The 16,322-nt window shown below is 66.1% G+C and carries 15 protein-coding genes; 7 read left to right on the forward strand and 8 right to left on the reverse strand.

Annotated features, from left to right (window positions below; genetic code table 11):
- The first annotated feature begins 2 nt into the window (after positions 1-2).
- Positions 3-482, forward strand: a complete 480-nt coding sequence (fabZ, locus tag ACO055_RS18105) for a 3-hydroxyacyl-ACP dehydratase FabZ (RefSeq protein ID WP_422060237.1) — start codon at positions 3-5, stop codon at positions 480-482.
- A 330-nt stretch (positions 483-812) separates the two neighbouring features.
- Positions 813-1,040 carry a 50S ribosomal protein L31 gene (gene rpmE, locus ACO055_RS18110; RefSeq protein ID WP_422060238.1) on the forward strand — a complete coding sequence of 76 codons (228 nt, stop codon included), beginning with the start codon at positions 813-815 and terminating at the stop codon, positions 1,038-1,040.
- 23 nt (positions 1,041-1,063) lie between these two features.
- Here the strand turns inward: rpmE and ACO055_RS18115 are convergent, their stop codons facing one another.
- A complete protein-coding gene (locus tag ACO055_RS18115) occupies positions 1,064-2,536 on the reverse strand; it encodes a glycerol kinase (RefSeq protein WP_422060239.1) in 1,473 nt (490 codons plus the stop codon).
- 415 nt (positions 2,537-2,951) lie between these two features.
- On the opposite strand from ACO055_RS18115, the gene ACO055_RS18120 reads away from it, so the two are divergent.
- The 3 genes from ACO055_RS18120 to ACO055_RS18130 all read left to right on the forward strand — a co-directional run bounded on the left by ACO055_RS18120 (position 2,952) and on the right by ACO055_RS18130 (position 7,274).
- Positions 2,952-4,319, forward strand: coding sequence for a DEAD/DEAH box helicase (locus ACO055_RS18120; protein WP_422060240.1), 1,368 nt, complete (start codon positions 2,952-2,954; stop codon positions 4,317-4,319).
- A 176-nt stretch (positions 4,320-4,495) separates the two neighbouring features.
- Entirely contained in the window at positions 4,496-6,163 is a 1,668-nt protein-coding gene (locus ACO055_RS18125; protein ID WP_422060241.1) for an MFS transporter, read from the forward strand.
- A 70-nt stretch (positions 6,164-6,233) separates the two neighbouring features.
- Complete coding sequence (locus ACO055_RS18130; protein WP_422062493.1) at positions 6,234-7,274, forward strand: alpha/beta fold hydrolase; 1,041 nt, start codon at positions 6,234-6,236, stop codon at positions 7,272-7,274.
- Here the strand turns inward: ACO055_RS18130 and ACO055_RS18135 are convergent.
- From ACO055_RS18135 to ACO055_RS18165, 7 genes are all read right to left on the reverse strand, one after another.
- On the reverse strand, positions 7,228-7,980 hold the full coding sequence (locus tag ACO055_RS18135) for an alpha/beta fold hydrolase (protein ID WP_422060242.1): 753 nt from the start codon (positions 7,978-7,980) through the stop codon (positions 7,228-7,230). The two genes, ACO055_RS18130 and ACO055_RS18135, sit on opposite strands and share 47 nt — an antisense overlap.
- A 137-nt stretch (positions 7,981-8,117) precedes the next feature.
- The gene (locus ACO055_RS18140; RefSeq protein WP_422060243.1) at positions 8,118-8,360 is read right to left on the reverse strand and encodes a hypothetical protein; all 243 of its coding nucleotides are present in this window, start codon (positions 8,358-8,360) and stop codon (positions 8,118-8,120) included.
- Between the two features lie 250 nt (positions 8,361-8,610).
- Positions 8,611-9,885, reverse strand: coding sequence for an N-succinylarginine dihydrolase (locus ACO055_RS18145; protein ID WP_422060244.1), 1,275 nt, complete (start codon positions 9,883-9,885; stop codon positions 8,611-8,613).
- A gap of 3 nt (positions 9,886-9,888) precedes the next feature.
- Positions 9,889-10,890 (reverse strand): arginine N-succinyltransferase, encoded by a 1,002-nt coding sequence (locus ACO055_RS18150; RefSeq protein WP_422060245.1) that lies wholly within the window; start codon positions 10,888-10,890, stop codon positions 9,889-9,891.
- Positions 10,887-12,098, reverse strand: coding sequence for a hydrolase (locus ACO055_RS18155; protein ID WP_422060247.1), 1,212 nt, complete (start codon positions 12,096-12,098; stop codon positions 10,887-10,889). Before ACO055_RS18155 ends, ACO055_RS18150 begins: the two co-directional genes overlap by 4 nt.
- Before the next feature lie 52 nt (positions 12,099-12,150).
- Positions 12,151-12,834 (reverse strand): spermidine synthase, encoded by a 684-nt coding sequence (locus ACO055_RS18160; protein WP_422060248.1) that lies wholly within the window; start codon positions 12,832-12,834, stop codon positions 12,151-12,153.
- Between the two features lie 46 nt (positions 12,835-12,880).
- The gene (locus tag ACO055_RS18165; protein ID WP_422060249.1) at positions 12,881-13,327 is read right to left on the reverse strand and encodes a hypothetical protein; all 447 of its coding nucleotides are present in this window, start codon (positions 13,325-13,327) and stop codon (positions 12,881-12,883) included.
- Positions 13,328-13,493: 166 nt separating this feature from the next.
- Between ACO055_RS18165 and ACO055_RS18170 the strand changes: the two genes are divergently transcribed.
- Both ACO055_RS18170 and ACO055_RS18175 read left to right on the forward strand, forming a co-directional pair.
- Positions 13,494-15,590, forward strand: coding sequence for a malate synthase G (locus tag ACO055_RS18170; protein WP_422060250.1), 2,097 nt, complete (start codon positions 13,494-13,496; stop codon positions 15,588-15,590).
- 62 nt (positions 15,591-15,652) lie between these two features.
- Positions 15,653-16,030, forward strand: a complete 378-nt coding sequence (locus ACO055_RS18175) for a Rap1a/Tai family immunity protein (RefSeq protein WP_422060251.1) — start codon at positions 15,653-15,655, stop codon at positions 16,028-16,030.
- The last annotated feature ends 292 nt before the right edge of the window (positions 16,031-16,322 follow it).

The following is a 16,322-nucleotide window of genomic DNA, read 5'->3' on the forward strand; positions in this document are numbered from 1 at the left end:
CTATGGCGGACGGGGAAAGCGTGGGCGAAACTCTGGGTCCGGTGGATATCCGCCGGATCCTGAGCCTTTTGCCGCATCGTTATCCGATGCTGCTCGTCGACCGGGTGGAATCGATGGTGAAGGACACCTCGATCCACGCGGTCAAGGCGGTGACGATGAACGAGCCCTTCTTTCAGGGCCATTTCCCCGGGCGGCCGATCATGCCCGGCGTCCTCATCGTCGAGGCGCTGGCGCAGGCCGCGGGCATCCTCGCCATCGAATCGATGGGCCTCGCCGGAACCGGCAAGCTTGTCTATTTCATGGCGATCGATGGCGCGAAGTTCAGGAAGCCGGTCGAACCCGGCCATCTGCTCGACCTGCACGCCACGATCATCCAGGCGAAACGCAGCGTCTGCCGTTTCGAGGGCAAGGCGATGCTGAACGGCCAGCTGGCCGCGGAATGCCAGTTTACCGCGATGATCGCCGATCCGCCGACCGACTAGGCAGGCCCTCCTCCTCCTCCTCCTCCTCCTTCGCCTTCGCCTTCTTCGCCCTCTCGCTCCTCGCCAACCTCTCTCCACCGTCATCCCGGACTTGATCCGGGATCGATAGCCGCCCCGACGCGGTGGACCCCGGATCAAGTCCGGGGTGACGAGAGGAGGACGACCCGAACCAGGGTTGGCGAGGCGAGGGATGGCGAGGCAAGGGATGGGGAGGCAAGGGGTGTTGCATTTTCCACCATTCGCCGTTAGGGGACGCCGCTTCGCGGCCCCGGACGGGGAAGCATCGACTCAGCCGCTGGTCGGTAACCAGTGGCGCAGGAGCCAAGAGACATGAAAAAAGACATTCACCCCGCGTACCACATGATCACGGTCAAGATGACCGATGGCACCGAATATCAGACGCGTTCGACCTGGGGCAAAGAGGGCGACACCATGACGCTCGAAATCGACCCGACGGCGCATCCGGCGTGGACCGGCGGCCAGGGCCGTATGCTCGACGCGGGCGGCCAGGTTGCGAAGTTCAACAAGCGCTTCGGTGGTCTGACCCTCAAGCGCTAAGCCCTGTCCCCGCGGGGACGGCTTCAGCCCAAAACCTTTGCAAGCGCGCTTTGCCACCCGGCAAGGCGCGTTTTGCGTTTGTCGGCGTCGAGCGCGGGCGTGAAGCGCGTCGCGGTGCCGCGCATCGCGGCGGCTGCGCTTGCCAGGTCGGGATACAGCCCCGCGCCCGTTGCGGCGAGCATCGCGGCGCCGAGCGCGGTGCTTTCGACAAAATCGGGTCGCTCGACGGGGATGGTCAGAATGTCGGCCAGATCCTGCGCCATCCAGTCATTCGCCGCCATGCCGCCATCGATCCGGACCTCTGCCCAGTCGACGCCGTCGGCCGCGAAGGCGGATTTCAGATCATAGGCCTGATAGGCCTGCGCTTCGAGCGCGGCGCGCGCGACATGCGCCTTGGTGCTCGCAAAGCTGAGGCCCGACAGGGCCGCGAGCGCATCGGGCCGCCAGTGCGGTGCGCCGAGCCCGGCGAGGGCAGGGACCAGATAGACGCCGCCATTGTCGGCGACCGACCGCGCGAGCCCTTCGCTTTCGCTCGCGCTCGCGAGCAGGCCGAGTCCGTCGCGGAGCCACTTGATCAGGCTGCCTGCGACGAACACCGATCCTTCGAGCGCATAGGAGCGGACATCGCCTTCCTGCACCAGCACCGTCGCCAGCAGGCGGTTGGTCGAGAGGGGGCGCGTCGTTCCGCTGGCCGAAAGGATGAAAGCGCCGGTGCCGAAGGTCGCCTTGGTCTGTCCGGGCGACAGGCACGCCTGCCCGATCGTCGCCGCTTGCTGGTCGCCCGCCATCCCCGAGATCGGGATGGCACCGCCGAACAGCGCGGGGTCGGTGGTGCCGACGGTTGTCGTGCACCCGGTGATTTCGGGAAGCAGGCGCATCGGCACGCCGAGCATGTCGCACAGGTCGGGGTCCCAGCCGCCCTGGCCGTTGATGTCCATCAGCAACGTGCGCGACGCGTTGCTGGCATCGCTGACATGCGCGCCGCCGGTCAGGCGAAAGATCAGATAGGATTCGACCGTCCCGACCGCGAGCCGTTCGCCCGCCGCTTTCAGCTGGGGCCAATGCTTCAGCGCCCAGCCGATCTTGGTGCCCGAAAAATAGGGATCGAGCAGCAGGCCGCTTTTGGCCTGCGCCATCGCTTCATGGCCCGCTTCCTTGAGCGCCGCGCAGTCGGCGGCCGAGCGCCGGTCCTGCCAGACGATCGCCGGAGCGAGCGGCTCGCCGGTGGTGCGATCCCAGAAGACCACGGTTTCGCGCTGGTTGGTGATGCCGATCGCGGCGATCCTGTCGGCTCCGCCCGCCTGTTCGATCATCGCGCGCGTGCAGGCGAGAGTCGCGGTCCAGATTTCGGCGGCGTCATGCTCGACCAGCCCCGGGCCGGGGTAATGCTGCTGGATTTCGCGCTGCGCGCTGCCGAGCGGCGTGCCGTCGGAGGCGAAAAGCATCGTGCGCGTCGACGTCGTGCCTTCGTCGATGACGATGATCTTTTTCGACATTCATCCCTCCGCTCGTAGTTTTTACGCGTCGCCCCCGCGAAGGCGGGGGCCGCTGTCGGCGTCGAGAAGCGTTGCGCGCGCATGCCAGCGGCCCTCGCCTTCGCGGGGGCGACAATGATCTTGGAGAAAGAACGCCCTTTCGACAAGATCATGGCGGCGGCGAATAGGTACGCACGCAATTATCTTGCAATAACGCGCAACCCGTGCCATATATTGTGCAGCGCAGCATGGCGGACCACTCCGCCGCAACACCCGGCAGCGTGATTTTCCCGCCCGTTTCAGGCGCGGGACGAGCCGGACCAGCGCTTTGTCCCCAGAGGCACCCTTTCACGCGGGTCGTTTCGAGCCCGCGGCCCGTGCGCCGTCCGTTCGATGCGAACGGATGCGCCTGCGCGTCGCCCATAGTGAGTATTTTATGACGACTTTCAATGACTTTGGCCTGCACGCCGACATCAATCGCGCGCTTGCCGCCAAGGATTATACCGTCCCGACCCCGATCCAGATGCAGGCGATCCCGCCGCTGATGAAGGGCCGCGACCTGTGCGGTATCGCGCAGACCGGCACCGGCAAGACGGCGGGCTTTTCGCTGCCGTCGATCCACCACCTGCTGACCTATCCGCACCGCCCGACCCCGCGCGGCTGCCGGATGCTCGTGCTCGCACCGACGCGCGAGCTGGCGGCGCAGATCGCGCAGAGCTGCCGTGACTATGGCCGCTTTACCAAGCTCAGCGTCACGACCGTGTTCGGCGGCGTGCCGATCAACAAGCAGATCCGCGACCTGTCGGGCGGCGTCGATATCCTCGTTGCCACGCCCGGCCGCCTGCTCGACCTGATCGACCAGCGCGCGCTGCGCCTCGACGATGTCGAAATCTTCGTGCTCGACGAAGCCGACCAGATGATGGACATGGGCTTTATCCATTCGCTGCGCCGCATCGCCAAGCTGCTGCCGTCGCGCCGCCAGAACCTGTTCTTCTCGGCGACGATGCCCAAGGAAATCGCCGGCCTTGCCGAACAGTTCCTCAACGATCCGGTCACCGTGTCGGTAACGCCACAGGCGACCACCGTCGAAAAGATCCGCCAGTTTGCGACCTTCGTCGAACAGAAGGAAAAGCAGGCGCTGCTCCATGCCGTCGTCGCCAGCGAAGACATCGACCGCGCGCTGATCTTCACCCGCACCAAGCATGGCGCCGACCGCGTCGTGCGCCACCTTGCGGGCGCGAAGATCAAGGCGATGGCGATCCACGGCAACAAGAGCCAGTCGCAGCGCACCCACGCGCTGCAGGCGTTCCGTTCGGGCGAGATCAAGCTCCTCGTCGCGACCGACATCGCCGCGCGCGGCATCGACGTGTCGGGCGTGTCGCACGTCATCAACTTCGAGATTCCGAACGTGCCCGAACAATATGTCCACCGCATCGGCCGCACCGCGCGCGCCGGCGCCGAGGGCAAGGCGATCAGCTTCATCGCGCCCGACGAGCGGCCGTACATGAAGGACATCGAACGCGTGACGCGCAGCAAGTCCGAGCCGATGCCGCTGCCCGAGAATTTCAACGAGATGGTGCGCAATCTGCCCAAGCCCGTCGCGCCGCCGCGCGACACCGGCAGCCAGGGCCGCAATCCGCAGCGCCAGCGCGACGATGCCCATCGCGGCAAGCCGCAAGGCGAACGGGGCCCGCGCCGCGAGGGTGCAGCCGGCGAAGGGGCCGAAGGCCAGCGCAAGCGCCGCTTCCGCCCGCGCAACAAAAGCGTCGGCGCGCACAAGAGCGCGGTGAAGCGCGTCGGTTGATCTCTAAACCCTCGTCATTGCGAGGAGCGTAGCGACGCGGCAATCCCCAGCTGTCGGCAATATTGTACGATAGCTGGAGATTGCTTCGCTTCGCTCGCAATGACGGATGGATGCCATTGACGCCAAGCCGACACCCGCTAGACCTTCGCACAACGATAAGAACGAAGGGGCAGCGGATGCCGGACGCCGGGGCAACATCACCCACCGACAGCGGGCAGAGCGAACGCAAGGTCATCCTGGCGTCGTCGCTCGGCACCGTCTTCGAATGGTATGATTTCTACCTCTACGGCCTGCTCGCGACGATCATCTCGGCGCAATTCTTTTCGGGGGTCAACGAGACCACCGGCTTCATCTTCGCGCTCGCGGCCTTCGCCGCGGGCTTTGCCGTCAGGCCCTTCGGCGCGCTCGTGTTCGGGCGGATCGGCGATCTTGTCGGACGCAAGAATACCTTCCTTGTGACCATGGGCCTGATGGGCCTGTCGACCTTTCTTGTCGGCGTGCTGCCGAGCTATGCGTCGATCGGCACCGCGGCGCCCGCGCTGCTCGTCGCGCTGCGCCTGCTGCAAGGGCTCGCGCTCGGCGGCGAATATGGCGGCGCGGCCACATATGTCGCCGAGCATGCGCCCGAGGGAAAGCGCGGCCTCTTCACCAGCTTCATCCAGACCACCGCGACGCTCGGCCTGTTCGCGGCGCTGCTCGTCGTCATCTCGACGCGCTCGGCGCTTGGCGAGGAGGCGTTTTCCGCATGGGGCTGGCGCATTCCGTTCCTGATCTCGATCGTCCTGCTCGGCGTCTCACTCTGGATCCGCCTCCAGCTCGAGGAAAGCCCGGTCTTCAAGCAGATGAAGGCAGAGGGCACGACGTCGAAAGCCCCGCTGACCGAGGCGTTCGGCCGCTGGGCGAACCTCAAATGGGTGATCGTGGCGCTGTTCGGTGCGGTCGCGGGGCAGGCTGTGGTCTGGTATTCGGGGCAATTCTATGCGCTCTTCTTTCTCGAAAAGACGCTGAAGGTCGATGGCGCGACCGCGAACATCCTGATCGCCGTCGCGCTCGCGCTCGGCACGCCTTTCTTCATTCTCTTCGGCTGGCTCAGCGACCGGATCGGGCGCAAGCCGATCATCCTCGCGGGCTGCGCGCTGGCAGCACTTACCTATTTCCCCGCCTTCCAGCTGCTCACCAGCGCGGCCAATCCGGCAATGGCAAAGGCGCAGGCGAATGCCGCGGTGACGGTGGTCGCCGACCCCGGCTCGTGCGCGTTCCAGTTCGATCCCGTCGGCAAGAACAAGTTTGAAAGCACCGGCTGCGACATCGTCAAATCGGCGCTCGCCAAGGCGGGGGTCAGCTATTCCAGCGTCACCCGCAAGCGGATCACGGGCGAGGGCGCCGATGTGTGGGTCGGCAAGAAAGTGCTGATCGCGCCCGATCCCTGGCGCCTGGCCGAGGAAGACCGCGCGGCGTCGGCGGACACTATCCGTAAGGCGCTCGCCGCGGCGACGGCCGCCGCCGGTTATCCGGTGAAGGCCGACCCGGCCGCGATCAACAAGCCGCTCGTCGTCGCGGTCCTCTTCTATCTCGTGCTGCTCGTTACCATGGTTTACGGCCCGATCGCCGCGTTGCTCGTCGAGCTGTTCCCCAGCCGCATCCGCTACACCGCGATGTCGCTGCCTTATCATATCGGCAACGGCTGGTTCGGCGGCTTCCTGCCGACGACCGCCTTTGCGATGGTCGCGGCAACCGGGAACATCTATTACGGCCTCTGGTACCCGGTCGTGATCGCAGTGATCACGGTCATCGTCGGCCTGTTGTTCCTGCCTGAAACATTCCGCCGGCCGATCCACTCGTAGGATAGATTGACGGCGCGATCCGGCAGGCTAGGTTCCTGACCCTGGTTTCTGCTGGCTGGGAGGGGGCGTGATGCAGACGATCGACGATGATGAATTCGAACCGTCGCCGCCGCGGCGGCCGCTGCTTCGCCGCAAGCGGGTCCTGATCCCGCTCGGAACCGTCGTCGCGATCATCATCGCCTTCCTGTTGCTCCGCACACCCGACACCGACCGCGCCGAAATGATCGCCAAATATGGCGGCCCGAACGCCGCGTTCGTGGCGGGACCGGCGGGCCAGCGCATCCATTATCGCGACCAGGGAAAACAGGGCGGGCCGCCGATCGTGCTGATCCACGGCGCCAACAGCAGCCTGCATACGTGGGAGCCGCTGGTGAAGCGGCTGGGCGCCGACTATCGCATCGTCACGCTCGACCTGCCCGGGCACGGGCTGACCGGCGCGCCGCCCGACACCGATTATTCGGCCGAAGGCATGATGGCTGCGGTCGATGTCGTCGCGGCCAAGCTCGGGCTCGACCATTTCGTCGTCGGCGGCAATTCGATGGGCGGCTGGGTCGCATGGCGCTACGCGCTTGCGCGTCCGGCGCAGGTCGACGCGCTGTTGCTGATCGACGCGGCGGGTATGCCGCTGCGCAAGGGCGAGAAGGCGCCCGAATCGAACGTCGGCTTCCGCGTCCTGCAATATCCGTTCGGCCGCTGGCTCGCGACGAAGATCACGCCGCGCATGCTGGTCGAGGAATCGCTGCGCGGTTCGGTCGAAAACCAGGCGATCGTCGATGATGCGATGATCGACCGTTATTGGGAGTTGCTGCGCTTTCCGGGCAACCGCGACGCGACGGTGATGCGCGCGAAGATGAACCGCGAACCCGCGATGGCGGCGCGCGTGGGCGAGATCAAGGTGCCGACGCTGATCCTGTTCGGCGACAAGGACCGGCTGATCAACCCGACCGCCGCGCAGACCTTTCACGAGCGGATTGCGGAGTCCGAAGTCGTGATCGAGCCCGGCATCGGCCATCTGCCGATGGAAGAAGCGCCCGACGAAACCGCCGCGGCGATTGCCGATTTCCTCAAGCGGCGGCTTGTGCCGCGTCCGGCGAGTCCAGAAACGCGCTGATCCGGACGGAAATGTCCGCGGCGTGCGTGAAGGGGAACAGGTGCGATCCCGGCACGACTTCGAGCACCGCGCCGTCGACCAGATCGGCGATCGCTTGCCCGTGGCATGCGGGAACGACCCCGTCGCGCTCGCCCATCAGGATCAGTACGGGGATGGCTTTCAGATGCGGCAGCATCGCTGCGCTGGTCCAGCCTGCCATCGCCATCGTCTGATAGGCAAGGCCGAGCGGCGTCGCGGTCGGCAGCTTCATACCGCTCGCCAGCATGTCGTCGTCGAGCAGCGCCGCCCAGCCGATGCCCGGCGCGGTGACCGTCGGCGTCGTCGCCATCAGGACCAGGCGGCGCACGCGGCCCGGGAACTGGATCGCAATCTGCTGCGCCATCGCGCCGCCCCAGCTGAAACCGGCGAGGTCGATCTGTTTCTGTCCGAAGCGGTCGGCGATCTCCATCACCACCGCCGCCATCGTCGGCGCACCATAAGGCAACAGCGCGTCGGGCGACGCCCCAACGCCCGGCATGTCGAGCGTCCAGACCTCGCGGCCGTGTATCTGCGCCAGCAGCGGCGCCGCGGCGGCGATGTCGGCGCCGATTCCGTTGAGGAACAGCAGCGGCGTTCCACCGGCGCCTTCGCGCCAGCGCGCGACGCGCAGCGTCAGGCCATAGATATGTTCGGTGGTGAGGGTCGGGTTCCCGCTGATCCTGCTCATCGCCAGCGCCTTGGCACAGGTTGGTGACGGGCGAAAGTCTGCTGACCGCCAATCGTCATCCCGGCGAACGCGGGGATATCAACCTAACGGCAGACCGCACCGGCGAGATCCCGGCCTTCGCCTGGATGACCGATTACTCAGGTCGCCTGCTTCGCTGCCTCGGCGGCGGCCTGTTCGTACCGCAGGCAGTCGAAAATCTTGGCGCCCGCAAGGAAGACCGAGCCGCTGCACGCGAGCAGCAACAGCTTGCCGCCGATGCCGGGATAATGGTCGAGATACGCCATCCCGCGCGCCATCGCGCCGACACCGAGCGCATAAATGATGAGGCAAGCCTCGAACTTGGTCTTGATGACGAACAGGCGTCCGATTTTTTTCAGCATCACCATAACCCAAGCAAGCGGCGTGCCAGTGGCGCAAATCGGGGATTCGGCGCCGCGGGCTTATGGTAAACTGTAAGTTAATTCGACACAGGATGGCAAGAAGAGCTTGTGGCGGGGCGGCTCCGGGTTGGGGAGCGGGCGCTTACAGCAACTGCGGTCATCCCGGGCTCGATCCGGGGTGGTGATGGTGAGATTCCCCCCTCCCGCCTGCGGGAGGGGAGAAGAAGGCGGCTACCGGCCGCCTCCAGATTTACAGCAACTCGCCCAGATCCAACGCTTCCAACAACGCGGCGCGGGCGCGCTGCACATCGCGGACGAGTGGGGAAGAGGCAAGGTCGCCGGGCGCGATCGCTTCGGGCCAATGTGCCGCGACGACCTCTGAAATCCGGTCGAGTGTCGCCGGATCGGCCATGAAACGCGGATCGACGGTCGCCGGTTCCGCGACGACGCGCAAGCGCAGGCACGCGGGACCGCCGCCGTTCGCCATCGACTGCCGGACATCGACCGGCAGCAGTTTCCGGATCGGCCCGTTGCCTGCGACATGATCCTCCAGCCAGCGCCACACGGGCTCGATCGCGCGCGCTTCGGTCGGCAGCACCAGCCCCATGCCTGTCCCGAGCCCGGTCGAAGCGCCGCCTTCACCCGGCAAGCTGACGAGCTGCGCGTTGAACAGATAGGATTTGATCGCCTCGGGCAGGCTCACCGCGCTTGAGGGCACTTCGACGATCTCGACCTCCGGAAAGGCGGCGCGGATTTGCGCATGGGCGTCTTCGCGATCCTCGAACGCCGTCTCGTGCGTGAAGAGCACGCGCTCGTTCGCGACCGCGACGACATCGTTGTGAAAGGCGCCGCCCTGAATCGCGGTGTCCGATTGGCGGATGAACAGCGTGCGCGCCGGATCGAGCCCGTGCTTGCGCGCGATCGCTTTCGACGCGTCGAGATGCTGGCGCGCCGGGAAGCGGCCGCCACCGACGCCATAGACAAAAATCTCGACCCCCGGCGACCCATGCCCGTCGCAGAGCCGCATATGGTTTGCCGCACCTTCGTCGCCAAAGGGGGCAGGGACGGGGCTGTGCACCGCGAACGCGGGATCCGCGAACGCGACGCGCAGCTGTGCGAGCGTGCCCGGCCACTCGTGGCTGCGGTGCGGCATGGTGACCAGGTTCGCGACGGTCAGATGGCATCTGCCGTCGCCGCTGTCGGGCGCGGGCGAAACCGTTGCCGCGTTGGCGGCCCACATCGACGATGCCGACCAGGCCTGCGCACGCAGATGTGTCTCGGCGCGATCGAGCGAGGTGCCGAGCGTTTCGAGCCAGGGCACGTCGGGCCGGTCGAGCGGCATGAAAAAGCCCTGGGCCAGGCCCAGCGCAATATTGTGCCGCATCTTGTCGATGCCCTGCAGCGCCGCGGCGCGCGGCTGCGACACGTCGCCCGCGTTGCTTGCCGACGCGATATTGCCGCGGCTGAGCCCCGCATAATTATGGCTGGGGCCGATGATTCCGTCGAAGTTGATTTCGGTGAGCATGGCCTAACGCCCGATCCAGCTGATCTGATCGCCCGCGCCAATGTTCAGAATTCGTGCGGTATCGGAGTCGATGGCCCCGCCAGCCCCGATCTTCCCGAAACAGCACCGGAAATCGCCCAGGCGACCGGTTGCGATCAGCGCATCCTCGCCGCCGTCGGCGATGCCCGTCACCTCGACATGCTTCGCGTCGCGGATGCTGGCAACCTGATCGGTGCGCGCAGTCATCGTCGGGCCGCCGTCGAAGATGTCGACATAGTTTTCGAACGCAAAGCCTTCATTCTCCAGCATCCGCATCGCGGCGCGTCCGGTGGGATGCGGGACGCCGATCACGCTGCGCGCATGGTCGCTCAGCATCGCGATATAGACCGGATGCTTGGGCATCAGGTCGGCGATGAACTGGTTGCCATGGACGGCATTGAACTGGTCAGCTTCCTGGAAATTCATCCCGAAGAATTTGCCCGCGACCCCGTCCCAGAATGGCGATCCGCCTGCTTCGTCGATCACGCCGCGCAGTTCGGCCAAGATGCGGTCGCCGAAGCGTGGGCGGTGGCGCGCGATGAACAGATAGCGCGACCGCGCGAGGAGCAAGCCGAGCCCGCCGGCGCGTGCCGCGGGATGCAGGAAAAGCCCACCGACCTCGCTCGACCCGTTGAGGTCGTTGCTCAGCATCAGCACCTGCGCGTGAAAGGTCCGGCCGAGCTGCTCGCTGTGCTTGCTGTCGGTGCCGATGCGGTACGAATAGAAGGGCCAGCGCTGGCCGACCTGGCCAAAGATCTGACAGGTGCCGCGCACTTCGCCGCTGTCGAGATCCTCGAGCACCATCAGATAGAGTTCGTCGGCGGGATATTCCTTTTCGGAGTCAAAGCCCGCCTGCGCGCGTTCCAGCTTGCTGCGCAGCGCCTTCTTGTCAGGGGGCAGGTTGGTGAAGCCGCCGCCGGTCAGCTTCGCCATCTCGTAAATGCTCTGCAAATCGCCCGGCTTTGCCGCCCGGATCACATAATTCACACTATCCCCCGTTCCGCTATTCTTGTCATGGTCAGCGCCGACAGCTGCGCCCGTTCGGCCAGGCTGTCGACGATCAGAAATTCGTCCGACGAGTGGATCGCGCCGCCGCGCGGGCCCATCGTGTCGACGACCGGCACGCCGCATGACGCGATATTGTTGCCGTCGCACACGCCGCCGGTGGCGTTCCAGCTGATCGGCGGCAGGTCCAGGTCGGCGCCGCAGTCGCGCACCAGCTCGAACAGCCGGGTCGCCGCGGCATCGAGCGGCTTGGGCGGCCGGTTGAACCCGCCATAGAGATGGCAATGCACATCATGCTCGCGCGATACCGCCGCGATCGCATCGCGCAGCGCCGCTTCGGCGGCGGCCATCGCGTCGGGGGTCGACGGGCGCATGTTGACGCGCAGGATCGCCTGATCGGGAACGACATTGTTCGGGCCGCCGCCATCGATCTTTGCCGGATTGACCTTGAGTTCGGCGGACTTCAGCGCGTTGAGGCGCAGCGCCAGGTCGGCGGCGGCGATCAGCGCGTTGCGGCCATCCTCGGGATTGCGCCCGGCGTGCGCCGAGCGGCCGTGAATGAGCACCGAAAAATTGCCGCTGCCCGGCCGCGCGCCCGCCAGCGTGCCATCGGGCAGCGCGGGTTCATAGGTCAGCGCGGCGGTCTTGCCCTTCGCCAGCTCGGCGATCAGCGCTGCCGAGGCGTGGCTGCCCGTTTCCTCGTCGCTGTTGATCATCACGTCATAACCGACGCGGCTGGCCAGCGGCGATGCTTCGAGCGCGTTCAGCGCCGCGAGGATCACCGAAATCCCCGCCTTCATGTCGGCGGTGCCGGGGCCGTTGAGCACGCCGGGTTCGAGCCATCGGAGCGACTGGAACGGATGATCGGCGGCGAACACGGTGTCCATATGCCCGGTCAGCAGCAACTGGACCGGCGCCTCGGGCCGCACCCGAAGGTGCAGATGGTCGCCGCGCTGCGCCGTCTGCACATGGCCTGCGGCATCGACGCTTTCGACCGGATCGGGCGCGACAAGGCGAATGGTGCCGGGCAGCGCGGCGAACGCATCGGCGAGCTGGCCCGCGACGGTCTTCAGCCCCGCCAGATTGCCGGTGCCGCTGTTCACCGCCGCCCATTGCTCGACCTGTGCGAGCATCGGCGCGTCGGCCGCGCGTTCGAGGGTCGCCTGGTCGGTTGCGGAAAGGGTGGTCATCGCATGGCTATAGCCAGCCGGAAGGGGCTTTGCGACCCCTTCTCATCGCCGGTCAAAGGGTGCGCGCGAACCAGATGATGTGCCGCGGCCCTTTGCCGTTGCTGCGCGCCCGCACGACGACTTCTTCGACCGCGAAACCCGATTCCTTCAGGCGGCGCGAAAATTTGGCATCGGGCGCGGCCGACCAGATCGCCAATATGCCGCCGGGCCGGAGCGCGGCTTTCGCGCGCGCAAGCCCGCCCATCGAATATAGGCGGTCGTTGCCGATGCGCGTCAGCCCGTCGGGGCCATTGTCGACGTCGAGCAGGATCGCGTCGTAAAGCCGCGCCGCGCCGCCGATCACGCCCGAGACATCGGTCAGCAACAGCTCGACCCGCGGATCGTCGAGGCAGCCGGCGGTCAGCTCGGCCATCGGTCCGCGCGCCCAGTCGATAATCTCGGGCACCAGCTCGGCCACGGTGACGCGCGCGTCGGGGCCGAGCCGTGCCAGCGCCGCGCGCAGGGTAAAGCCCATGCCGTAGCCGCCGACCAGCAGGTGCGGGCCTCCGCCCTTGTCGGCGCCGTCGCGCAACCGGTCGCAGCTCATGTCGGCGAGCGCCTCTTCGGACCCGCTCATCCGCGTGCTCATCAGGTCGTTGCCGTCGAGCGCGATCGTGAAATCCCTGCCTCGCCGGTACAGGTAGAGCGCTTCGCCGCCGGGAACGGGAGCGGTGCCGAGATGTTCGCGCGGTATCATGCGCGAGCCTATAAAGGCGCCGCGCGGCTTTTGCACCCCCGCCGGATCAGATCAGCCCGTCGACCTTCCAGATCGCGAGCAGCCCCGTGCCGACGATCACGTCGATCACGACGCACCAGGGCACATACCATTGCGGGATGGCGACGAGTCCCAGCTTCGACCGGTTGTGGTGCGCGAAATCCCACAGCGCATGACCGAAATAGGCGAGCGGCAGCACGATCGGCCAGAGCAGAAGCCCGAGCAGCCCCGCGACCGCAAAGGCGCCGGTGATGTTGAACTCGACCATCTGGTCTCGCGGCGATCCGTTCATCACGGCAAAGCCGAAATAGACGCCGGCGATCAGTCCGATCAGCACCGCGGCAAAGCCGAGCGACGCCTGCGGTGACAGAAAGGCGTGCGGCGCCAGCGACGCTATGCCGACGCCGATGCCGGTCAGCACCGGCTGTCTTGCAAACAGCGACGGCGCGTGGCTGTGATGAAGTTGGTCGACCATGGCGTGTTCCCTCCCCGGACAAGCTGGCCCCCGCATTGTGCCATGAATCGGCCCGAATGCGAAGCGTTTGGGGGCATTGCCAACCCGTTGCAATCGCGGCATAGGGCGGCGGCCCTTTCCTCCCCGGGTCCAATCGCGCGCTTCGCGCTGACCAAAGGGTGCTTGAATGACTGATTTCCTCGACCGCAACGGCCTGTCCGTCGATTCGCGTCTGGTCGATTTCATCGAGGCAAAGGCGCTGCCCGGCACCGGGCTCGACGCCGGAAAATTCTGGAGCGATTTCGCGGACCTGCTGGGCAAGTTCGCGCCCGAGAACGCGGCGCTGCTGGCGAAGCGCGATGATCTGCAGGCGCAGATCGACGCCTGGCACCAGAGCCGCCAGGGACAGGCCCATGATGCCGCCGCCTATCAGGCGTTCCTGCGCGCGATCGGCTATCTGGTCCCCGAACCGGCGCCGTTTCAGGTCGGCACCGCGAATGTCGACCCGGAGATTGCGACGATGGCGGGGCCGCAGCTGGTGGTGCCCGCGCTCAACGCGCGCTTTGCCCTGAACGCTGCCAATGCGCGCTGGGGCAGCCTTTACGACGCCTTCTATGGCACCGACGCGCTCGACGCGCCGCCCGCAAAGTCGGGCGGTTATGATGCCGCGCGCGGCGCCGCGGTGATAGCGCGCGCCAAGGCGTTCCTCGACGACGCCGTGCCGCTCGCATCGGGACGCTGGGCCGATTGGCAGGGCGGACAACTGACCCTTGCCGATCCCGCACAATGGGCTGGCAGCAAGCCCGGCGGCATCCTGCTGGTGCATAATGGTCTGCACATCGAAGTGGTGATCGACGCCGACAGCGCGATCGGCCGGACCGACCCTGCCGGCATCGCCGACGTTCTGCTCGAGTCCGCGCTGACGACGATCATCGACCTCGAGGACAGCGTGGCCGCCGTCGATGGCGAGGACAAGACGCTGGGCTACACCAACTGGCTCGGGCTGATGCGCGGCGACCTCACCGAAAGCTTTGCCAAGGGCGGTGCGACGGTCACGCGCGCGATGGAGCCCGACCGCCCGTGGACCGCTCCCGACGGCAGCGCCTTCACGCTGCCCGGCCGCAGCGTGATGTTCGTGCGCAACGTCGGCCATCTGATGACCACGCCGATGATCAGGCTGCCGAACGGCACCGAGGCGCCCGAGGGCCTCTGCGATGCGGTGATCACCAGCCTTTGCTCGCTCCACGACCTCCAGGGTCTGAGCACCCTCCGCAACAGTCGCGCGGGCAGCATCTATATCGTCAAGCCGAAGCAGCATGGTGCCGAGGAATGCGGCTTCACCGACCGCCTGTTCGACGCGGTCGAAGATATGCTCGGTCTTGCGCGCCACACGATGAAGGTCGGCGTGATGGACGAGGAACGCCGGACCAGCGCCAACCTCGCCGCCTGCATCCACGCGGTGAAGGACCGCATCGTCTTCATCAACACCGGCTTCCTCGACCGCACCGGCGACGAGATCCACACCAGCATGCGCGCGGGGCCGATGATCCCGAAGGGCGAGATGAAAGCGAGCGACTGGATCGCTTCCTACGAGGATCGCAACGTCCGCATCGGTCTCGCCTGCGGGCTCAGCGGCAAGGCTCAGATCGGCAAGGGCATGTGGGCGATGCCCGACCTGATGAAGGCGATGCTCGACGCCAAGGTCGGCCATCCGAAATCGGGCGCCAACACCGCCTGGGTGCCGTCGCCGACCGCCGCGACGCTCCACGCGCTGCACTATCACCAGATCGATGTGTTCGCCCGCCAGCGCGAGATCGCCGGCGAGGCAGTGCCGTCGCTCGATCGGCTGCTCGACATTCCCGTCGCCACTGGCCGCAACTGGAGCGAGGCCGAGATCACGCGCGAGCTCGACAATAATTGCCAGGGCATCCTCGGCTATGTCGTGCGCTGGATCGATCAGGGCGTCGGCTGTTCGAAGGTTCCCGACATCGACGACGTCGGCCTGATGGAAGACCGCGCGACGCTGCGCATCGCCAGCCAAGCGCTCGCCAACTGGCTGCTTCACGGCGTCTGTACCGAGGCGCAGGTCGACGCCGCACTGACGCGCATGGCGGCAAAGGTCGACGGGCAAAACGCGGGTGATCCGCTCTATGAAAAGCTCACGCCCGACGGCATCGCGTACCAGGCGGCCCGCGCGCTGATCTTCGAGGGCGTGACGCAGCCGTCGGGCTATACCGAACCGCTGCTCCACAAATACCGGCAGGCGAAAAAGGCGGCGGCCTGAACTGGCGTTCGCTTGGGCCGCGAGTTATGACCATGCCCACGGGGTCGATCTGGGGGGATGTCATGCTTCGCACTGTTGTTCGTATATCGGTCTCCGTCGCGGTTTTGCTTGGCGCCGCGACGGCCATGCCCGCCGCGGCGCAGGACAGCACGCCGTCGAGCGGCGTCTTCAAGACCGGGCAGCAGGTCTATGATCTGTGTACGTCGAAATCCGCGAGCGAGCTCGATACGTGCGACACGTTCATCATGGCCGCGCACGACATGATCAAACTCTATGGCGACACCAAAATGGCCGAGGGTAATATCTGCCTGCCGACGGGAACCACGGTGCTCGAGGTGCGGGGCGCTGTCCTCGACTATTGGCGCGGCAAAAAGGGCGGGCTCAAATTTTCGGCGGTCAGCTCGATCCGCAACGCGCTGTTCCAGAAATATACCTGCTGATAATTCACTCGCGCGACGCAGCGCTGAATGAGAGGTCGGACCATGGGTGCTGAAACAAGTTCAGCATGACGTCATTTGATATCCGCCCCTTGCCCCAGACCGTTCGATCCGGGCTGCGTCCAGCACGACAAACCGCTGTCCTACAATATCTTGTCACGCTACGTTGGCGCGTTGCGGGGGCGTTCGCATCGGCGTTCTTGCTTAAAGTCTCAAAAGCCACATTTTCGAACCGTCTGTGCGGGGCTTTTGTGGCTTTAGATGTCGGATGGCGTGGTGAAAGGGGATTTCGCCA

Origin of the sequence: Sphingopyxis sp., from assembly GCF_965227415.1 — a bacterium.
In the GTDB taxonomy this organism is placed as follows: Bacteria; Pseudomonadota; Alphaproteobacteria; order Sphingomonadales; family Sphingomonadaceae; genus Sphingopyxis.